17 protein-coding genes are annotated in these 17,054 nt (G+C 69.7%); 9 read left to right on the top strand and 8 right to left on the bottom strand.

What is annotated here, in order from left to right; genetic code table 11:
* Nucleotide 1: 1 nt before the first annotated feature.
* Together ACAV_RS12185 and ACAV_RS12180 are read right to left on the bottom strand one after the other, a co-directional pair.
* A complete protein-coding gene (locus ACAV_RS12185; protein WP_013594879.1) occupies nucleotides 2–523 on the bottom strand; it encodes a TRAP transporter small permease in 522 nt (173 codons plus the stop codon).
* On the bottom strand, nucleotides 520–1,149 hold the full coding sequence (locus tag ACAV_RS12180; protein WP_013594878.1) for a gluconokinase: 630 nt from the start codon (nucleotides 1,147–1,149) through the stop codon (nucleotides 520–522). The genes ACAV_RS12185 and ACAV_RS12180 overlap by 4 nt, the downstream gene beginning before the upstream one ends.
* Nucleotides 1,150–1,292: 143 nt before the next feature.
* On the opposite strand from ACAV_RS12180, the gene gntR reads away from it, so the two are divergent.
* Nucleotides 1,293–2,333 (top strand): HTH-type transcriptional regulator GntR, encoded by a 1,041-nt coding sequence (gene gntR, locus ACAV_RS12175; RefSeq protein WP_013594877.1) that lies wholly within the window; start codon nucleotides 1,293–1,295, stop codon nucleotides 2,331–2,333.
* Between the two features lie 78 nt (nucleotides 2,334–2,411).
* Here gntR and ACAV_RS12170 read toward each other — a convergent pair whose 3' ends face one another.
* The 4 genes from ACAV_RS12170 to ACAV_RS12160 form a co-directional block, all read right to left on the bottom strand.
* Nucleotides 2,412–2,741 carry a type II toxin-antitoxin system RelE/ParE family toxin gene (locus tag ACAV_RS12170; protein ID WP_013594876.1) on the bottom strand — a complete coding sequence of 110 codons (330 nt, stop codon included), beginning with the start codon at nucleotides 2,739–2,741 and terminating at the stop codon, nucleotides 2,412–2,414.
* The gene (locus tag ACAV_RS24110) at nucleotides 2,738–3,004 is read right to left on the bottom strand and encodes a ribbon-helix-helix domain-containing protein (protein WP_013594875.1); all 267 of its coding nucleotides are present in this window, start codon (nucleotides 3,002–3,004) and stop codon (nucleotides 2,738–2,740) included. The genes ACAV_RS12170 and ACAV_RS24110 overlap by 4 nt, the downstream gene beginning before the upstream one ends.
* A 288-nt stretch (nucleotides 3,005–3,292) precedes the next feature.
* A complete protein-coding gene (locus ACAV_RS12165) occupies nucleotides 3,293–3,784 on the bottom strand; it encodes a DUF2165 family protein (RefSeq protein ID WP_013594874.1) in 492 nt (163 codons plus the stop codon).
* 32 nt (nucleotides 3,785–3,816) lie between these two features.
* Complete coding sequence (locus ACAV_RS12160; protein WP_013594873.1) at nucleotides 3,817–4,350, bottom strand: OmpA family protein; 534 nt, start codon at nucleotides 4,348–4,350, stop codon at nucleotides 3,817–3,819.
* An 18-nt stretch (nucleotides 4,351–4,368) separates the two neighbouring features.
* Between ACAV_RS12160 and ACAV_RS12155 the strand changes: the two genes are divergently transcribed.
* The 4 genes from ACAV_RS12155 (at nucleotide 4,369) to ACAV_RS12140 (ending at nucleotide 9,670) form a co-directional block, all read left to right on the top strand.
* Nucleotides 4,369–5,019, top strand: coding sequence for a gamma-glutamylcyclotransferase (locus ACAV_RS12155; protein WP_013594872.1), 651 nt, complete (start codon nucleotides 4,369–4,371; stop codon nucleotides 5,017–5,019).
* 184 nt (nucleotides 5,020–5,203) lie between these two features.
* A complete protein-coding gene (locus ACAV_RS12150; RefSeq protein ID WP_013594871.1) occupies nucleotides 5,204–7,396 on the top strand; it encodes a hypothetical protein in 2,193 nt (730 codons plus the stop codon).
* 40 nt (nucleotides 7,397–7,436) lie between these two features.
* Complete coding sequence (pdxH, locus tag ACAV_RS12145; RefSeq protein ID WP_013594870.1) at nucleotides 7,437–8,114, top strand: pyridoxamine 5'-phosphate oxidase; 678 nt, start codon at nucleotides 7,437–7,439, stop codon at nucleotides 8,112–8,114.
* 29 nt (nucleotides 8,115–8,143) lie between these two features.
* Nucleotides 8,144–9,670: a M20/M25/M40 family metallo-hydrolase gene (locus ACAV_RS12140; protein WP_013594869.1), complete on the top strand. Its 1,527-nt coding sequence runs from the start codon at nucleotides 8,144–8,146 to the stop codon at nucleotides 9,668–9,670.
* A gap of 24 nt (nucleotides 9,671–9,694) precedes the next feature.
* Here the strand turns inward: ACAV_RS12140 and ACAV_RS12135 are convergent, their stop codons facing one another.
* Together ACAV_RS12135 and ACAV_RS12130 are read right to left on the bottom strand one after the other, a co-directional pair.
* Nucleotides 9,695–10,648 (bottom strand): AEC family transporter, encoded by a 954-nt coding sequence (locus ACAV_RS12135; RefSeq protein WP_013594868.1) that lies wholly within the window; start codon nucleotides 10,646–10,648, stop codon nucleotides 9,695–9,697.
* Nucleotides 10,649–10,661: 13 nt separating this feature from the next.
* Entirely contained in the window at nucleotides 10,662–11,831 is a 1,170-nt protein-coding gene (locus ACAV_RS12130; protein WP_013594867.1) for a S41 family peptidase, read from the bottom strand.
* A gap of 187 nt (nucleotides 11,832–12,018) precedes the next feature.
* Here ACAV_RS12130 and ACAV_RS12125 point away from each other — a divergent pair, with 187 nt between their 5' ends.
* The 4 genes from ACAV_RS12125 to ACAV_RS12110 all read left to right on the top strand — a co-directional run bounded on the left by ACAV_RS12125 (nucleotide 12,019) and on the right by ACAV_RS12110 (nucleotide 17,030).
* Nucleotides 12,019–13,491, top strand: a complete 1,473-nt coding sequence (locus ACAV_RS12125; RefSeq protein WP_041829189.1) for an aldehyde dehydrogenase family protein — start codon at nucleotides 12,019–12,021, stop codon at nucleotides 13,489–13,491.
* Between the two features lie 71 nt (nucleotides 13,492–13,562).
* Complete coding sequence (locus tag ACAV_RS12120; protein WP_013594865.1) at nucleotides 13,563–14,888, top strand: NAD(P)/FAD-dependent oxidoreductase; 1,326 nt, start codon at nucleotides 13,563–13,565, stop codon at nucleotides 14,886–14,888.
* Nucleotides 14,889–14,894: 6 nt separating this feature from the next.
* Nucleotides 14,895–15,728 (top strand): GNAT family N-acetyltransferase, encoded by an 834-nt coding sequence (locus tag ACAV_RS12115; RefSeq protein WP_013594864.1) that lies wholly within the window; start codon nucleotides 14,895–14,897, stop codon nucleotides 15,726–15,728.
* Nucleotides 15,729–15,752: 24 nt separating this feature from the next.
* Entirely contained in the window at nucleotides 15,753–17,030 is a 1,278-nt protein-coding gene (locus tag ACAV_RS12110; RefSeq protein ID WP_013594863.1) for an NAD(P)/FAD-dependent oxidoreductase, read from the top strand.
* Nucleotides 17,031–17,054: the final 24 nt, after the last annotated feature.

The following is a 17,054-nucleotide window of genomic DNA, read 5'->3' as shown; positions in this document are numbered from 1 at the left end:
TTCACTCGATGGTGGCGTCGCCGCCCGCATCGTCGCCGGCCGGCCGGCCGCGCACCAGGTCCAGCACCAGCGCCACCAGCAGGCCCACCGCCAGCACCAGCGTGGCCGCCGCGCCGAGGGCGAGCGGGTAGCCCAGCACGGTGCTGTAGCTCTCCATGCCGGCCACCACCTGCGCCCACGATCCCTTGAGCAGCAGCACCATGCAAAGTGCCACCAGCGCCTGGCTCACCCAGAAAAGCAGCTTGCGCGGCGCGCCCGAAAGGCGGGCCGTGAGCATGTCGAAGCCCAGGTGCTTGCCCTCGAAGGCGGCCACGATGGTGCCCACGGCCACGAGCCAGACGAACAGCAGCCGGGATATCTCTTCGTACGACACGATGCTGGTGCCGAACGCGTAGCGCAGCACCACGTTCACGAACACGGCCACGACCATGCCGGCCAGGGCCAGCACCATGAAATGTTCCGCGATGCGCTGGAGCGCGGGTTTGCGGCGCGCGGGTGCGCCCGCGCCGGGTGGGTGGTTCATGCGGTGTCTCCGGAAGGGGCCGGCGCGGAAGGCGCGCCTGGGGCGTGGGGGGATGGCGCGGCAGCGTCTGCGCCGCCGTCGCCGTGCATCCAGTGCGCGATGGCGGCACCCAGGTCATGGATGGGCAGCGTGGCGTCCAGCGCCAGGACACCGGCCTCGCCGCGCGGCGATTCCAGCGTGGCGAACTGGTTGGCGACCAGCGTGGGCGAGAAGAAGTGGCCCGGCCGGTGGCTGACGCGCGCGAGCGCCTCGTCGTAATCCAGCTCCAGGAAGGCGAAGCGCAGCCCGGGCGCGGCAGCACGCAGGTGGTCACGGTAGCGCCGTCGCAGCGCCGAGCAGGTCAGCACGATGCCGCCCTGCCCGGCGCCATCGCTGGGGCGGACGGCATGGGCCAGGAGCTGGGCGAGGCGGTCCAGCCAACCGGCCCGGTCCTCGTCGGTGAGCGGCTGGCCCGCGCGCATCTTGGCGACGCTCTCGGGTGAATGGTAGGCATCGCCTTCGTGCAGGGCCCAACCGAGCAGTGCGGCGACCTCGGCCGCGACACTGGATTTGCCGCAGCCGGAGACGCCCATCACCACCACGGCAGGCAGCGGCCTGCTTTGGATAGCGCTATCCTGTGAATTCATAAAAATCGCGGAAGCTTCCCGGGGAAGCCAGCCGCGCCGTCTCCGTCGAATGGATGAGTAAATCTTCTCGCCCTGTCGTTAACCCTGAGCAAGATAGCGCTATCCTAGAACACAATGGCGGCCAGACCGATCCGGATTAACCCTTGAACGATTCCGCCCTGCCCCGCCCCCGACGGGCCCGCCGCGCCAGCGGCCGGGTCACCCTGGACGACGTGGCCCGGCTCGCGGGCGTGAGCCCGATCACCGTCTCGCGCGCGCTGCGCCGCGAGCGCAGCGTGGACCCGGCCCTGGCCGAGCGCGTGCAGGCCGCCGCGCAGGAACTGGGCTACGTGCCCGATCCGGCCGCGCGTGCCCTCGCCTCGCAGCGCAGTACCCAGGTGCTCGTGCTGGTGCCCATGTTGTCGAACACGCTGTTCGTGGACCTGCTCGAGGCCGTGCACCGCACCCTGTTCCCGCAGGGCTTTTTGCCGCTGATCGGCGTGACCCATTACGACGCGGCCGAGGAAGAGGTGCTGCTGCGCACCTACCTGCCGCACCGGCCCGCCGGCCTGCTCGTGACCGGATTCGACCGCAGCGAGGCCGCCCGCCAGCTCATCGCGCGCAGTGGCGTGCCCTGCGTGCACCTGATGGAGACCAGCGAAGCACCGGGCGTGTACTGCGTGGGGTTTTCGCAGCTGGAGGCGGGCGCAGCCATCACGCGCCACCTGCTGGAGCGCGGCCGGCGGCGCATCGCCTTCTGCGCCGCCCAGCTCGACCCGCGCACGCTTCAACGGGCCGAGGGCTACCGCCGCACGCTGCGCGAGGCCGGGCTGTACGACCCGCAACTGGAAATGCTGAGCCCCGAGGGCTCTTCCATCGCGCTGGGCGCACGCCTGTTCGAGGAAACGTTGCGGCGCGCGCCGGACGTGGATGCGATCTTCTTCTGCAACGACGACATCGCGCAGGGCGGCCTGCTGGCCGCGAGCCGCTGCGGCGTGCCGGTGCCGGAACGGGTGGCCGTGGCCGGCTTCAACGACCTGGCCGGCAGCGACCAGATGGTGCCGCCCCTGACCACCGTGCGCACCCCGCGCGGGGAGGTGGGCCGCGCCGGCGCCGCGATGCTGCTGGGGCTGATGCACGGCACGCCCCCCGCACGGCACTGTGTGTCGCTCGACTATGAGCTCATTGTTCGCGGCAGCACCTGACGCTGGTCCGGTGCTGGAAAAAAAGCTGCTGGAGACGGGGATTTCGTTATCGCCAAGTCCTCTACGCTCACCACGCTTTTAGTGCCCAAGATGGGCGTCATCAGGCTCCTCCTGGAGCAAGCTCTCATAATCCTGCCCGCCGTAGAAAATTCCCAATATCGAGACGCGTGACGAGTCCACGGAGAACGCGATAACGGAGCGCTTCCGGTAGTGGGTAACTCTGAGGCCGGGACGCACATCATCGCGCTTCGTTCCCCGCAGTGGAAACTGCGCGAGGCCCTCGCAATAGTCGACGATGGCGTCGGTGTAGCGCGCGGCAACCTCGGGGGATGCAGCACGGGCGATGTAGCGGTACAGCTCCACCAGCTGGGTCTGCGACTCTGGAGAGAAAACAACTTGGTGCGTCATCCCTTGAGGCGTTCCGCAGCAAGGCGCGCGCGGATGCTGTCAGCGGAGAGTCCGCGCCCCGGATCTGCGGCTAGCGCATCGTAGGCCGTGCCGACTTGGACATGAAGCCAGCTCTCGACAGCGCGATCACGCGCCAGCAGCGCACGCAATCCTTCTCGAATCACCTCGCTCTCGCTGGCATATGCCCCGCTGGCAACTTTTTCCTTTACCACTGCCGCTATGCTGATAGGCAGTGTGATGCTCATCTGTTGCGTCGTCCGCATGGCGATTCCTTTCCGTCCGATAGGATTGAATCACATCATACGCCGCTCAATGCTGAACGGCGGTCATGGCGGCGGTACTGATCTGCTCGGACGGTTGCAAAAAATAGATACGCCCTGCCGAGTCCCACTGCCAGCTTGGCACATGCGTACCAGAAGCGCTTCCGCGTCGGCCGTTCATCTCGAGCACTTGATCAGATCGAGGCCGGAGCCTCCGCTTCGGGCGCGGAAAAGAAAAAGCCCGGCGGACCGGGCTGTGGTGTTCACGACTCTGCTCTGGCGGCCGCCCCGCTAGGTATTTTCGCCCTGCGCGACGTAGATGAGCACCACGCCGATGCACACGATGAAGCGGAAGGCGGATTCGACGCCGTTCCACTGCGGCGACTGCCACATCAGGAACCATTCGCCCGCGACGGTCATGAAGCCGAAGAACCAGACGACCAGGCCGAGTGTCAGGCCGCAGACCGCGAGCGCCTTGGCCCGGGCGAAGACCGGTGGCGTGCTGCGCAGTTGCCGCAAGAGCGCGATGGCACCTGCCAGGCACAACGCTCCGGTCACCAGTTCCCCGGAGATGATGAGCCAGTAGGCGGCATGGTGCAGGAGCGGCGAGGAAATCGCGCGGCCCATGAGCCGGTTGCCCGGAAACGTCGTGTCCATGAGCAGGACGTGCCGGGTGAACTCGAAGTTCGACCCGTAATCGACGATGTTGTTGTAGCCGACGAGCAGGCAGAACAGCGCCACCAGCAGCACCAGAAGGGCTTTCGAGGCCCTGACGGCGGTCATCGCGATCGCTTCCCGTGCCGGCCGGGGGCTGGTCAGGCCGCGTCCAGCGTCACTTCCACGCGGCGGGCTTCGGCGGCATTGCCGTCACCCTGGGCAAGTTCGGGCTTGCGCAGCTCGATGCGGTCCTCCGGAGCGCCGGCCGCCACCAGTGCATCGCGCACGGCTTGGGCGCGCTGCCTGGCCAGTTCGGCGTTGGCAACGGCGTCGCCCGTGGCGTCGTGGAAGCCCGAGATCACCACGCGGCGGTTGCCGTCCTTCACGGCGCGCACCACGTCGGCGATGGCCGGGGCGGCATCGGCCGTGAGATCGGCACGGCCGGACGCGAAGTAGAACTTCACCACGCTGCCGGCCACCACCACGCGTGCCACCTCGTTGCCGGTGATGTCGAGCGTGCCGGCGGGAGCCACCACTTCCGCGGCAGGCGTGGGTTCCGCTGCCGGACGGGCGATGCCGCGCTTGACCACCACGGTGCCCACCACGGCGGACACCACGATCGCGATGATCGCGAACAGGAAGCCGAGGGCGAAGCGTTGCTGGCTGTCGTCGTCGGAAGAACTGAAGGCCATGATGGGAAAACTCCGTAGATGAATAATGGTGGAATGGACGAAACCGCGAATTGTAGTGGCGCGGCCCCGGCCGCCCTCCCCTCGCCGGTGCGCGATCCGGCGCCCATGCTGGAGCGCGCCCTCGCCGAATGGGGCGGCACGCAGGACCTCTGGATCTTCGGGTACGGCTCGCTCATCTGGCGCCCCGATTTCGAGTTCGCCGAACAGCGCCTCGCGCGCGTGCATGGCTGGCACCGCGCGCTGAAGATGTGGAGCCGCGTGAACCGCGGCACGCCCGAATGCCCGGGCCTGGTGCTGGGCATGTTCCCCGGCGGCAGCTGCCGGGGCATGGTCTTCCGCGTGGAGCGCGCGCATGCGCGGCAGGTGATGATCAACCTCTGGCAGCGTGAGATGCCCACGGGCGTGTACGACCCGCGCTGGCTGCCCTGCTCCACGCCCCTGGGCACGGTGCGGGCGCTGGCGTTCACGCTCTCGCGCAGCAGCCCCAACCATACGGGGGAGCTGTCGGAGGCCGAGTACCGCCGCATCTTCTTGGAAGCGAGCGGCCGGTACGGCACGACGCTGCACTATGCCCAGGCCACCTACGACGGCCTGCGCCGCCTCGGCATCGAGGACCGCGCGCTGGCGCGGCTGCTGCGGTTTTCCCCGCAGGATTCCAGCGCCGGCTGACCGGCCTGCGCCACCGGCGCCATTCGCTCCGGCGGCCATCGCTTCGCCGGGCGTCGGGGCCATTTCACCTATCGGAATAGATTGCAGCAAACGGCCATCCAGAAGGCTGTGGCGGCCCGTCCGGCCGTTCCCGGCGCCTCGCATGAGGCCGGCCCCGCAGCCTGATCCTTCCGATAAGAAAACCATGACCTTCCTGCAATTTCCCTCTCTCCGTCGTAGCAGCACCGCCGGAGAAGCCTCATCTTCCGGCGCAGCCTCGTCTCCGCCCCCTTCGCCGTCATCCAGCGGCACCGGCAGCCGCCGGCACGCTTCCGGCGGCCTGACGGAGCCGCTGCTGCGCCAGCGCCCGGCCGCGGAGCCGGAGGGCGGCGAGCCGCCGACTCCCGCTCCGGCAGCCAGCGCGCCGCACCGCAACGCGCGGCTGCGTGGCGCGGTGCTGCGGCAGATGCAGGTCGCGGAACGCACCCGCGCGGGCCACCGCCTCGCGCAGGCGGATGCACTGCACGGCACGCAAGCCCGCCGCGACGCCCGCACGCAGGCGAACCTGACCACGCTGGCGCGCCAGGCCGTGCTGCAGGTGCGGCTGAACCGCGTGCAACGGGACGCCTACGTCGCACGGCTCAAGGAAGTGATTTCCACCGACCAGTTCCAGCACCCCATGGCGCTCAAGGGCGCCGTCGGCCGCGGGCCGGACCAGCGCCTGGCCTCCCCGGACAGGGCCATCCAGGCCGTGCTGGACTATGTGCAGGCGAAGCATCCGCAAGAGGCCGCCCGACTCGATCTGCAGGGCACCACCGAACTGCGGCTGCCGCTGGAGGCCGACATCCTCCTGAACGCCTGGGAGTTCTCCACGGGCTGCAAGGTCCGGGAAATCCACCTGGCCGACGGCGGCACCGAGGAAGCCGACATCGATCTCTCTACCTATGCGGCGCGCGAAGCGATCAAGAAAGGGGCTGCGGCTTTCGGCGAAGAGGCCCGGCTGCGTCCGGTCAGCCTCAAGGACGTGGAACCCTCCAGCGAAGCCGAGGACGCGCACCTCACGCCGGCTCCCGGGCTGAAAGGCAACCCGGAAAAGCACCCGTTCGCCTTCCTGCAGGGCGTGCGCTACCGGGCCGAGTCGGACCACGAGGACCTGCAGGCGCTGGTCAACCGGTGCCTGGGGGCCAGCGATCCCGTCACCCTCGAACTCCGCGGGCGCATGGGCGCGCAGGCCGTCAATGCCGTACTGACCCACAAGCAATTCACGCCGGCCCTGGGCTGGAGCATGCTGGCCAGCCTGGTGGGCAGCGGCGGCCTGGCCTATGCGCTGGATGTCGTGGCCTGGGGTGCGGTGATGGGGCAGGTATCTGCGGCCCTTGGCGAGGACCACCCCGCCACCCGCATGACGGAAGTGCTGCTGGCATCGCTCACGCCCCTGTTCGCGGAAACCGTGGACTCGCTCGTCATCAAGCGCCTGCTCGGCACGTTCCATAACGAGCCCCTGCTGCCGGAATCCTTCGCGGAATTCATGAGCGACCTGAAGGACTCCGCGATTTCCGGCGGCATTGCGGCCATCGGCTCCATTCCGAACAATGTGGCCGGACTGACCCAGCGCTGGGCCATGGAGCCCGTCAGCATGGTCACCAACCAGATCGCCGTCTCCACCTCGGGGGCCATGGTGCCGCGCGAAGTCGCGGCGGCCCATGGCGAAATGGCGACGGGGGTCCTGGAGCGCATGAACGAGGGCTTCTTCCCGGCCCCCGGCGTGGCGCCGGCCGCCGGGGCCAGCGAGGTCCAGGCCCGGCGCGCGCTGGCCGACCACGCCCTGGCTGACACACAGGGCGCGCTGGAGGCGGCCCCCGGCCACGGCCTGGCCATCAACTCGATGGGCATCGGCTCGGTCATCAGCCTGCTCACGGGCTTCCTGCCGTTCGACACCATGGCCCGCGCCCACGTGCTGCCGGCCGTGGTGCAGAAGATCGTCACCATCATGGTCAATACACCCACCGAGGTGCTCAGCCTGGGCGCCGGCATCCTGACCGGCAACCACCTCGGCGGCATCGGCGGCAAGCTCACCACGGACGCCGAGAAGAACCGCCGCATCATCGAGCTCATCGCCCACAAGGCGGTCGAGCGGCTCGGGCAGGCGCAGTCGGGCGGGGCACAGGGCATCGAGATCACCGAGGCGGAACTGCAGGCCATCGAGCACCCCTCCCTGGCGCTCACTTTCCCGGCCGGGCGGACCATCGTCAACACGATGAACGGCGTGGCCGACATGGTGTCGCGCTGCTGGGGGGCCCTGCGCGGCGTGCCCGACGAGCGCCCCGGTGAGCAGGTGGACACGAGCGCACTGCTGCAGCGCATGGCAGACCAGGGCCGCCATTCCGCACCGGTGTGACGCAGGCAGGCCCTGCGCGGCACGGCGGCGGGCGGAAGGCATGCACAATCGCGGCATGTCTTTCCCCTCCTCCCCGTTGTCGTCCTCCATCGCCGACCTGCGCAAGAGCTACGAGCGCGCCGAACTCGGCGAAGAGGCTTCCCATGCCGATCCGCTGCGGCAGTTCGACCAGTGGCTGCAGGAAGCGATGGCTGCGCAGGTGCCCGAGCCCAATGCCATGACGCTGGCCACGGTGGGCGCCGACCTGCGGCCCAGCACGCGGATCGTGCTCATCAAGGGCTACGACGAGCGCGGCATCGTCTGGTACACCAACTACGAGAGCCGCAAGGGCCGGCAACTGGCCGGCAATCCGTTCGCGGCCCTGCAGTTCCACTGGGTCGAGCTCGAGCGCGTGGTGCGCATAGAGGGCCGGGTGGAAAAAGTGAGCGATGCCGAAAGCGACGCGTACTTCGCGAGCCGGCCGCTGGACTCGCGCATCGGCGCCTGGGCGAGCCCGCAGAGCGAGGTGATCTCCGGCCGGGGCGTGCTGGTGGCCAATGCCGCGAAGTACGGTGCACAGTTCCTGCTGCAGCCGCCCCGCCCGCCGCACTGGGGCGGCTACCGGCTGAAGCCCGACCGCTGGGAGTTCTGGCAGGGCCGCAAGAGCCGCCTGCACGACCGGCTCTGCTACCGGGAGGAAACTCCCGGCGCCTGGGTGCGCGAGCGCCTCGCGCCCTGAAGGCGTTTTCCGGAGTATCGTCGGCCGGTATGAAGCAACTGCTTTCCCTGGCCGCCGCAGCTGCCCTCGCCGCCTGTGCCGGCGCCCATGCCGCCGAACTGTCCGCCACCTCTGCCGAGCGTTTCGCGCAAGCCAGCTACCGCGAATATTTCGATCTGCTGAAACTGCCCAATGACGCCATCGTCCCGGCAGACGTGCGCAGGAACGTGGAGTTTCTCGAGGCGTCCTTCCGCAAGCGCGGTTTCGTGACCCGCCAGCTGGAGAACGACGACAAGCCGATGCTGTTCGCCGAACTGCCGGGCGCCGATCCGCAGCGCAAGACCGTGCTGTTCTACATGCACCTCGACGGGCAGCCCGTCATCCCCGAGCAGTGGGCGCAGAAGAGTCCGTGGGTTCCCGTTCTCAAGCGCCGCTCGACCACGGGTGAATGGGAAGAGATCGATTCCGCGCAACTCTTCAGCGGCCGGGTCGATCCGGAATGGCGCGTGTTCGGCCGGTCGTCGGCGGACGACAAGGCGCCGATCATGATGTTCCTCTCGGCCATCGATGCCATCCGTGCCGATTCCGCCACGCTGGGGGTGAACGTGAAGGTGGTGCTCGACAGCGAGGAAGAGAAGGGCTCGCCGTCCATCGGCAAGGTGATGACCGCCCACCGCGAGTTGCTGCGCTCCGATGCCATCGTCATCCACGACGGCCCGATGCACGCCACCAACCGCCCGACGCTGATCTTCGGCAACCGCGGCGCGGCGCAGGCGACCCTGACCGTGTATGGCGCCAAGGTGGCGCTGCACAGCGGGCATTACGGCAACTACTCGCCCAACCCCGCGCAGCGCCTGGCGACGCTGCTGGCCTCCATGAAGGACGACCAGGGCCGTGTGACCGTGCCGGGCTACTACGACCATGTCAGGCTCGGCGATGCAGAGCGCAGGATCATGGCCGCGGTGCCCGACGACGAGGGCGCGATGCGCAAGCGCCTGGGCATCGCGAAGCCCGACGGCGTCGGTGCGAACTACCAGGAAGCGATGCAGTATCCGTCGCTCAACGTGCGGGGAATGGCCTCGGCTGCGGTGGGCGACAAGGTCGCCAACATCGTGCCGCATACCGCCGTCGCCGAACTCGACCTGCGGACCACACCCGATTCGGACGCCCGCTACCTCGGCCAGCGCATCGAGGCGCACATCCGCCAGCAGGGCTACCACCTGGTGAAGGGGCAGCCGAGCGACGAGGACCGGGCCCGCTACGACAAGCTGGCCAGTTTCTCCTACCAGAGCGAGGGCGGGGACGCTGCCGGCACGCCCATCGACTCGGCCGTCGGCCAGTGGGCGTACCAGGCGATGGCCGGGACCTTCGGCGCGCAGCCCGGGCCGGTGCGCATCCGGATGATGGGCGGCACCGTGCCCACGGCGGAAATCGTCAAGGTGCTGGACGTGCCCTTCGTCATCGTGCCCCTGGTGAATGCCGACAACAACCAGCATGCCAGCAACGAGAACATGCGCATGGGCAACTACATCGACGGCATCCGCACCGTCCATGGCCTGTTGACACGGCCTTTCTGAACCCGCCGGCCACCGGGCACGGGCTCAGTGCCAGAGCCGCTGCGCCAGCAGCAGCATGATCGGCACGGTGACGAGCGCCAGCGTGGTCGAGAGCGCGATGCTGGCCGAAACCTCGTCCTGCATGGTGCCGTAGCGCTGGGTGAAGAGGAACACGTTCGCGCCCACCGGCAGGGCCGCGGCCGTGAACATCACCGCTATCGAGAGGCCGGACAGGCCCATGCCCCAGGCCAGCGCGAACAGCAGCAGCGGGTGGGCGATGTTCTTGACCACGGCGATGCCCAGCGCCTCCCGCGCATGGTGGCCGACCTTGGTGTAGGCCAGGGTCACGCCCACCAGCAGCAGCGACATGGGGCCGAGCGCGGTGCCCAGCACCTGCAGCGGCTTGTCGATCACCTCCGGCAGCACGAGGCCGGTCTGGCCGAACAGCAGGCCCGCCAGGATGGGCAGCGGCACCGGGTGCACGATGCCGTTGCGCACCGCCTGCAGCACGGTGTGCAGCACCGGGCGCGGCGCACTGCGGCCCGAGCGCTGGCTCTCCCGCGCCTCGGCCAGTTCGAACACGACCGTGGCGGCCGTGAGCAGAACCAGCGCATGCAGCGAGATCAGCGTGAAGAGCGTCACCAGCCCCTCCTTGCCGTACACCAGCCCGACCAGCGGCACGCCGATCATGATGTTGTTGCTGAACATGTTGGCCAGGCCCCGGGCCGCCGCGCGGGTGGAGAAGCCCGCGAAGGCCATGGTGACGATGAACACCAGGCTCGCCGCCAGGAAATACAGTGCCACCGGCCCGAAGTTGAGGTCCTGCACCCGCACCGCGCCCATGGTGCGGAACAGCAGTGCCGGCGTGAGCACCAGGAAGACGATGTTGGAGAGATCCTTGATGGCCGTGGCACGCACCCAGCCGATGCGGGCCGCGAGGAATCCGATGGCGATGCAGAGGATGACGGGAACGAGGGAGGCGAAGACGGGAGAGTTCACGGGCGGATGCGAGTCACTTTTGCAGGGACGCCATCGCCGCCTGCAGCGTGCTCTGCGCAGAGGGATCGGCCACGATCTGGTCCGGCGCCACGCCGTTTCCCTGGATGCTCCGGCCGCCTGGGGACATCCAGTAGGCCGTCGTGAACTTGATCGCACCCTTTTGCATCGGGCGGATGGTCTGGATGCTGCCGCGCCCCGCCGTGGGCCGGCCGAAGACCCGTGCCCGCCGGTGGTCCTGCAGGGCGGCCGCGACGATTTCCGCGCCCGACGCCGTGTCGGCATCCACCAATACCGCCAGCGCCATCGTGCGGATCTGCGGCGGCAGGTTCTCCAGCGGATCCTGCCGGCTTGCGCCCCGGTAGGCATCGGGGGTGGCCAGGTAGGTGGCGCCGGCCTGCGCCCCCGCGCCAGAGGTCTTCATGACCACCGTATCCCTGGGCAGGAACATGGAGGCGATGCCCACCGTCGATTCGACGAGGCCTCCCGGGCAACCGCGCAGATCCAGGATCATGGCATTGAACGGTTCCGCCTGCCACGCCACGGCGATCGCTTCCGCGGCCTCCTGCAGCGCCGAGGCGTTGAAGTGCGGCACGCGCAATTGCGCCATGCCTGGTGCCGGCCGCGACAGCGACACCCTGGGGGCCGCATAGGCCCGTCGCTCGACCGCTATGGTGAGGACGGACAGCGAGGACTCGCGGAATACGGTCAGCGCCACCGTGCTGCCGGCGGGACCGTACAGGAGCTGACGGACCCTGGCGGCCTCCAGCCCCTTCACCCTCGCGCCATCGACTGCATACAGCCGGTCGCCGGAGGCGATGCCCGCCTGCGCGGCCGGACTGCCCTCCAGCGGGACGAGTTGGTATTGGTGGTCGCGGTAACGGAGCTGGACCCCGATGGCCTCCGCGTCGGGGGCTGCAGGTTGGCGCTGCACCTCGAGCTCCGCGGCCGTGAAGTACTCGCCGCTGTCCGGATCCGCCTCACGCACCATGCCCTTGGTCGCCGCGACGAGCAGTGCGCGGTCGTCCGGCTTCTCCACCAGGGAAGTCTGTAGCTCGCGGTACACGCTGGCGAGGATCTGCAGTTCCTCCTTCGGTATCGGTCCGGCGGGCTGGGCGGCGGCGTGCGCCGACGCGAACAGGGCCAGAACGAAGGCACAGGCGGAATGGAGCGGTGGGGAAGTCATGTGGAAAGGTAGGGGGGGCGTCGCGCGACGGAGGATTATCCCGCGTGCAGGCAGCGTGCCGGCCCGCCGCATGGCATGCCGCCGAGCCCCCCAAAAACCGCAGCTTCATCGCTCTGCGCCCCGTTTTTCCCAACCGGCCGTGCGGCGCCGCATGGTGCAATTGCCTGCAATGAAGCCGACCGTTCCCATGACTGCGCCCCTCATCGAACGCCTGGCCCGCGACGGCCGCCTGGACCGCATCTTCGTCGGCGGCGGCTGGCGGCAGCCGGAGGGAACGTCCCGCGCGACCGTCATCGACCCTTCTACCGAGCAGCCGCTGGCGGACATCGTGCTGGGCGATGCGCGGGACGCCGCGGCTGCGATCGGCGCGGCCCGGCGCGCCTTCCCGGCCTGGTCCGCGACCCCGCCGCTGCAGCGTGCCGACCTGCTGGGCCGGCTGCATGCCCTGGTCCTGGAACGAGCGGAATCGTTCGCCCATGCGATCTCGCTGGAAATGGGATGCGCCATCGCCGTGGCGCGCGCCGCGCAGGTGCCGATTGCCGCGGAGCACCTGCGCGTGGCCCGCGACCTGGCGGCCAGCCATCCCTTCGTCATGCACCGCGGCGGCATGGCCATCGTGCGCGAGGCCATCGGCGTCTGCGGCCTGATCACGCCCTGGAACTGGCCGCTCTACCAGATCACTGCCAAGGTGGGGCCGGCGCTGGCCGCGGGATGCACCGTGGTGCTAAAGCCCAGCGAGCTGTCTCCGTTCAGCGCGATGCTCTTCGCCGAGGCGGTGCAGGACGCCGGGATCCCCGCCGGCGTGTTCAACCTCGTGGCGGGCGAAGGCCCGGAGGTGGGAGCCGCGCTGGCGTCCCATCCCGATGTGGACATGGTCTCGATCACCGGCTCCACGCGGGCCGGCATCCTCGTGGCACAGGCGGCCGCGCCCACGGTCAAGCGCGTGGCGCAGGAACTGGGCGGAAAGTCCCCCAATGTCATCCTGCCGGACGCCGATCTTTCCGTAGCCGTGCCGGCCGGCGTGGCGGCGGGCATGCGCAACGTGGGCCAGTCCTGCAGCGCTCCGACGCGCATGATCGTGCCGCGCGCCCGGCTGGCCGAAGCCGAGCGCCTCGCGGCCGAGGCCGTGTCGCGCATGGTCGTCGGCGATCCCCGCTCGGAGCGGACCACGCACGGCCCGGTGGCCAACCAGTCCCAGTTCCGCCGCGTGCAGGAGATGATCGCCGCCGGGATCGATGAAGGCGCGCGCCTGGTCTGCGGCGGCCCCGGCAGGCCGGAAGGACTGGAGCGCGGCTTCTACGCGCGCCCGACCATCTTCTCCGGCGTGCACCGGCGGATGCGGATCGCCCAGGAGGAAATATTCGGGCCGGTGCTCGCCATCATTCCCTACGACACGGTGGATGAGGCCGTGGACATCGCCAACGACACGATCTACGGCCTGGGCGCCCACGTGCAGGGCGCGGACCTGGCGGCGGCCCGGGCGGTCGCGATGCGGATCCGTGCCGGGCAGGTGCACATCAACAACCCCGCCTGGAGCCCGCATGCTCCCTTCGGCGGCTACAAGCAATCGGGCAACGGGCGCGAATACGGCGTCGAGGGCCTCCACGAATACCTGGAAACCAAGGCCATCCTGGGCTGGGCCGGGGAGCCAGGCGCATGACCACCGCATCGCTGCCCCGGCGCCCAGCACCATCCCTGCGTTCCGTTCCGACCGAAAAGCGAGATCCCTCCATGCACCAGCCGCTGCGCCTCATCGAGACGTCGTCCCCCCTGCCCGCCAGTGCCGATGCCGTCGTGATCGGTGGCGGGATCATCGGCGTCTTCACCGCGTACTACCTGGCACGCAGGGGCATGTCGGTCGCCCTGGTCGAAAAGGGCTGGATCGGCGCCGAACAGTCCAGCCGCAACTGGGGCTGGTGCCGGCAGCAGAACCGCGACGCCCGGGAGCTGCCCATGGCCACCAGGAGCCTGGAGCTCTGGGAGAGGTTCGCCGCCGAGTCCGGGGAGGACACCGGCTTCCGGCGCTGTGGCCTGTTCTATCTGAGCAATGACGAGGCCGAACTCGACCGCTGGGCCCGCTGGGGCGTCTTCGCGAAGTCCGCCGGCGTGGTCACGCACATGCTGGGCGCCGAGGAAGCCACGCGGCGCGGCAGCGCGACGGGCCGGCCCTGGAAAGGCGGCGTGCTCTCCCCCAGCGACGGCACCGCCGATCCCGCCAAGGCCGCTCCAGCCGCAGCCACCGCATTCATGAAGCTCGGCGGCACCGTGCACCAGAACTGCGCCGCCCGGGGCATCGAGCTGCAGGGCGGGCGCGTCAGCGGCGTGGTGACCGAAGCCGGCACCATCCGCACGCGTATCGCCATCTACGCCGGGGGCGCGTGGGCCTCCTCGTTCTGCCGGCAGCTGGGAGTCCGCTTTCCCCAGGCGACGGTCCGCCAGTCCATCGTGCGCGTCTCGGCGATCGCGCAGGCGCTGCCCGACACGCTGCACACGGCGGGCGTCTCCGTCACCCGCCGCAGCGACGGCAGCTATACGCTGGCCATCAGCGGGCGTGGCCGGGTGGACCCGACGCCGCAACTGCTGCGCTTCGCACCGCAGTTCATCCCGATGTTCGCAAAGCGCTGGCGCAACGTGTTCCCCGGCGGCCTGGAGGGCATCCGGGGCGGTCACGAAACCCTGGGCCGCTGGCGCCTCGATGCGCCGACGCCCATGGAACGCATGCGTGTGCTCGATCCCAAGGCAGACCCTGCGGCCGTGCGCGAGACTCACCGCCGGGCCGTCGCCCTGCTGCCCGCGCTGCGGGAGGCGGGCATTGCCAATGCCTGGGCCGGTTTCGTGGACAGCACGCCGGACGGCGTGCCGGGCATCGGCGAGGTGCAGGGCATCCCCGGGTTCATCCTGGCCGCCGGGTTCTCCGGCCACGGCTTCGGCATCGGCCCGGGTGCGGGCCACCTGATCGCCGACCTCGCCAGCGGCGACACGCCCATCTTCGACCCCCGCCCCTACGACCCCGAGCGGTTCCGGCACTCGGCGTGGGGCAAGGTCGCGGATTTCTAGGCGGCCATGCAGCCGGAACTCACACCGTTCTCGCACACGCACCTGGAGGGCGCCTGGAAGCTCTCCCGGGAAATGTCGTGGCCCTACCGGCTGGAGGACTGGCGCTTCGCGCTCGACCAGGGCCAGGGCTTCGTGCTGCAGTGTGGCCAGGAGGTGATGGGCACCGCGGCCTGGTGGGCCTATGGCGAGACGCATGCCTCCGCAGGCATGGTCATCGTCGCCAGAGCCGCCCAGGGGCATGGCTACGGGGCCCGGTTGATGGACGCGTTGCTCGCGGCGGCCCGGCCCCGGACCATCACGCTCAACTCGACGGCCGAGGGCCTGGCACTGTACGAACGGCGCGGCTTCGTGCGGACCGGCGAGATCGGCCAGTACCAGGGCATTCCCCTCTCCCCTCCGGAAATTCCTCCTGGCACGCCGGTCCGGCCGATGCAGCCGGCAGATTTCGCCGCGGTCGCCCGCCTGGACCACGCGGCCACGGGATGGCACAGGCCGGACATGCTGCGCGCGCTCATGCAGGTAGCGGATGGCCACGTGCTCGAGCACGGCGGGCAGGCCTGCGGATACGCCCTGTCGCGCCCCTTCGGGCGAGGACACGTCATCGGCCCGGTGGTGGCGGCCGGCGCAGCGGATGCGCGGGCACTGGTGGAGGCTGCGCTCGCCCGCCTGGGGCACGTCTTCGTCCGCATCGACACCCCCCTGGCGCTGCAGCTCGGAAGCTGGCTCGATGCGATCGGGCTGCCGCGGGTCGGCGGCGCCACCACCATGGTCCTCGGGCCCCGGGAGCCGGCGGCGGGGCCGGAGCAGCTGTTCGCGCTCGCCAACCAATCCTTCCACTGAGACCTCCATTTTTCCGGAGCCGCCATGCAATTCGCATCCTATTGGCTGGACACCTCGGAACCCTTCCGGAGCGCTGCCCCCGGACCGGTCGAGGGCCGCTGCGACGTCGCCATCATCGGCGGCGGGCTGACGGGCTCCTCGGCCGCGCTGGCGCTCGCGAAGAAGGGAGCGAAGGTGGTGCTGCTCGAAGCCTCCACCATCGGCAACGCCGCGTCGGGCCGCAACGGCGGCATGTGCAACAACGGTTTCGCCCAGGACTACGGAGTAATGGCCGCGCGGCTCGGACCGGAAGTCGCCGGCCGGCTGTACCGGGCCTTCGATGCAGGCGTCGATCTGGTGGAGCGGCTGGTCGAGGAGGAACGCATCGACTGCAGCTTCGCGCGCGCCGGCAAGATCAAGCTCGCGGCGAAGCCCGGGCATTACGACAAGCTCGTGCGCGCACAGGCCCTGCTGGCCGCCAGCGTCGATCCGGACACCGCGATCGTGAGTCGTGCGGACCTGGCGGCCGAGGTGGGCTCGGACAGCTTCCACGGAGGGCTGCTCTACCGCAAGGGCGCGGGCATGCACGTGGGGCGCTTCGTGCGGGGCCTCGCGGAGGCCGCGGCCCGGCGCGGCGCCGAGATGCACGAACACTCGCCGATGACCGGCTTGCGCCCCGCATCTGGCGGCGGCCACGTGATCGACACGCCCCGGGGCCGCCTGCAGGCCGCGCAGGTCCTGCTGGCGAGCGGCACCTCCCATACGGGACCGCTGGGATGGATACGCCGCAGGATCGTTCCGGTGGGGGCCTTCCTGATCGTCACGGAGCCGCTGCCCGCCGCGGTGCTCGACCGGATCATGCCCCGCCGCCGGATGGCCGTGGACACCAACCACATGGTGACCTACTTCCGCACCACGCCGGACAACCGCCTGCTGCTGGGCGGACGGGCGCGGTTCGCCGTGTCCAACGAGACGTCCGACCGCAAGAGCGGGGCCATCCTGCAGGCCTCGCTGCGCCGCATCTTCCCCGACCTGGCCCAGGCGCGCATCGACTACTGCTGGGGCGGCATGGTGGACATGACGCGGGACCGGCTGCCGCGCGCCGGAGAGCGCAACGGCATCTACTATTCCATGGGCTACAGCGGCCACGGAACCCAGATGTCCACCCTGATGGGCTGCCTCATGGCAGAGGTCATGGACGGCCGCACCGACCTCAACCCCTGGAAGGACTTCGACTGGCCGGCCATTCCCGGCCACTTCGGCAAGCCCTGGTTCCTGCCGCTCGTCGGCGCCTGGTACCGGCTCAGGGACCGGCTGTCCTGAGCAGGGGCAGGCGCCCCTGCCCGC

Source organism: Paracidovorax avenae ATCC 19860, from assembly GCF_000176855.2.
In the GTDB taxonomy this organism is placed as follows: Bacteria; Pseudomonadota; Gammaproteobacteria; order Burkholderiales; family Burkholderiaceae_C; genus Paracidovorax; species Paracidovorax avenae.
This window is presented reverse-complemented; position numbering and strand designations above follow the sequence as displayed.

Excerpts from the sequence above, each read along its gene's own strand:
- ACAV_RS12185 (WP_013594879.1), bottom strand. The coding sequence starts at position 523 with ATGAACCACCCACCCGGCGCGGGCGCACCCGCGCGCCGCAAACCCGCG.
- ACAV_RS12180 (WP_013594878.1), bottom strand. The coding sequence starts at position 1,149 with ATGAATTCACAGGATAGCGCTATCCAAAGCAGGCCGCTGCCTGCCGTG.
- ACAV_RS12170 (WP_013594876.1), bottom strand. The coding sequence starts at position 2,741 with ATGACGCACCAAGTTGTTTTCTCTCCAGAGTCGCAGACCCAGCTGGTG.
- ACAV_RS24110 (WP_013594875.1), bottom strand. The coding sequence starts at position 3,004 with ATGCGGACGACGCAACAGATGAGCATCACACTGCCTATCAGCATAGCG.
- ACAV_RS12165 (WP_013594874.1), bottom strand. The coding sequence starts at position 3,784 with ATGACCGCCGTCAGGGCCTCGAAAGCCCTTCTGGTGCTGCTGGTGGCG.
- ACAV_RS12160 (WP_013594873.1), bottom strand. The coding sequence starts at position 4,350 with ATGGCCTTCAGTTCTTCCGACGACGACAGCCAGCAACGCTTCGCCCTC.
- ACAV_RS12155 (WP_013594872.1), top strand. The coding sequence starts at position 4,369 with ATGAATAATGGTGGAATGGACGAAACCGCGAATTGTAGTGGCGCGGCC.
- ACAV_RS12150 (WP_013594871.1), top strand. The coding sequence starts at position 5,204 with ATGACCTTCCTGCAATTTCCCTCTCTCCGTCGTAGCAGCACCGCCGGA.
- pdxH (WP_013594870.1), top strand. The coding sequence starts at position 7,437 with ATGCACAATCGCGGCATGTCTTTCCCCTCCTCCCCGTTGTCGTCCTCC.
- ACAV_RS12140 (WP_013594869.1), top strand. The coding sequence starts at position 8,144 with ATGAAGCAACTGCTTTCCCTGGCCGCCGCAGCTGCCCTCGCCGCCTGT.
- ACAV_RS12130 (WP_013594867.1), bottom strand. The coding sequence starts at position 11,831 with ATGACTTCCCCACCGCTCCATTCCGCCTGTGCCTTCGTTCTGGCCCTG.
- ACAV_RS12125 (WP_041829189.1), top strand. The coding sequence starts at position 12,019 with ATGACTGCGCCCCTCATCGAACGCCTGGCCCGCGACGGCCGCCTGGAC.
- ACAV_RS12120 (WP_013594865.1), top strand. The coding sequence starts at position 13,563 with ATGCACCAGCCGCTGCGCCTCATCGAGACGTCGTCCCCCCTGCCCGCC.
- ACAV_RS12115 (WP_013594864.1), top strand. The coding sequence starts at position 14,895 with ATGCAGCCGGAACTCACACCGTTCTCGCACACGCACCTGGAGGGCGCC.
- ACAV_RS12110 (WP_013594863.1), top strand. The coding sequence starts at position 15,753 with ATGCAATTCGCATCCTATTGGCTGGACACCTCGGAACCCTTCCGGAGC.